Below are 1,074 nucleotides of genomic sequence, written 5' to 3' on the forward strand. Positions count from 1 at the left end.
TGTTCTTCACGGGTAGGTTGTGAACGCGTAGGCGCTCGATTGGTGTCATTCCGCCGATGCCGGTGTGGGGTCGGTGGTGATTGTAGTGATGCAGCCAGTGCTGGTAGGTTCCGGCGCGTTCGGCCTCAGAGCGGTAGGTCTGCGCATAGGCCCATTCGGTGGTCAGGGTGCGGTTGAATCGCTCGACTTTGCCGTTGGTCTGTGGCCGGTAGGGCCGGGTCCTCTTGTGGGTGATGTCGGGGCCGAGCGCTTCAGCGAAATTCTTTGACCGGTAACAGGATCCATTGTCGGTCAACACTCGTTTGACGGTGATGCCGTGGTCGGCGAAGAACGCGTTGGCGCGTTTCCAGAATCCCGCGGCGGTTTCTTTGCGTTCGTCGGTGAGGTCCTCGGAGTAGGCCAGCCGGGAGTGGTCATCAACGGCGTGGTGCAAGAACGTGTATCCCATGCCGCAGCGGTTGCGCCGGCCGGCTTGGCGACCCAGCTTGCGATGGCCGCCCCCGTCGGGGATGCGGCCCAGTTTCTTGACGTCGACATGGACCAAGTCGCCGGGAGCCGGGTGCTCATAGCGGCGGGGTTTGGGCCGGCGTACCGGTAACCCGGTGTTTTGGTCCAGGTGCCGCAGCAATGGCATCCGGTAGCGGCGCAGCACCGCCTCAACGGTCGAGCGTGGCAGGTGCAGGTAAGCGGCGATGCGATGTGGGCCCCAGCGCCGGGTGAAGCGCAGGTTGACGATGCGCCGCTCACGTCGTTTCGGCAACCGCAACGGACTGCGATGCGGCCGGCTGGGCCGGTCTACCATCGCTGCTTCGCCACCGTCGCGATAACGGTCGGCCCATTTCTTGGCTGTGGCCACCGAACATTGGAACCGCTCAGCCGCGCGCCGCAAACTCCAGCCCTGATCAACAACCGCCTGCGCAAGCCGCAACCGCCCACGAGGAGTCAACGAAGCATTAGCGTGGACCATGAGGACCTCTCGGTAATCGGATGTGCGTGTTTGGTAACCACACCGATACCGGAGGTCCTCACCTACTTCCGCTCACCACGCCGTTCACAACCTGTCTGGGAGTTACA

At 63.3% G+C, this 1,074-nt stretch carries 1 protein-coding gene; it reads right to left on the reverse strand.

What is annotated here, in order from left to right; genetic code table 11:
* Positions 1 to 967: IS481 family transposase (locus tag ACJH6I_RS31830; protein ID WP_064917836.1), on the reverse strand; the 967-nt coding region annotated here is incomplete at its 3' end.
* Positions 968 to 1,074: the final 107 nt, after the last annotated feature.

This window comes from Mycobacterium sp. SMC-13 (assembly GCF_045311035.1).
Classification (GTDB): Bacteria; Actinomycetota; Actinomycetes; order Mycobacteriales; family Mycobacteriaceae; genus Mycobacterium.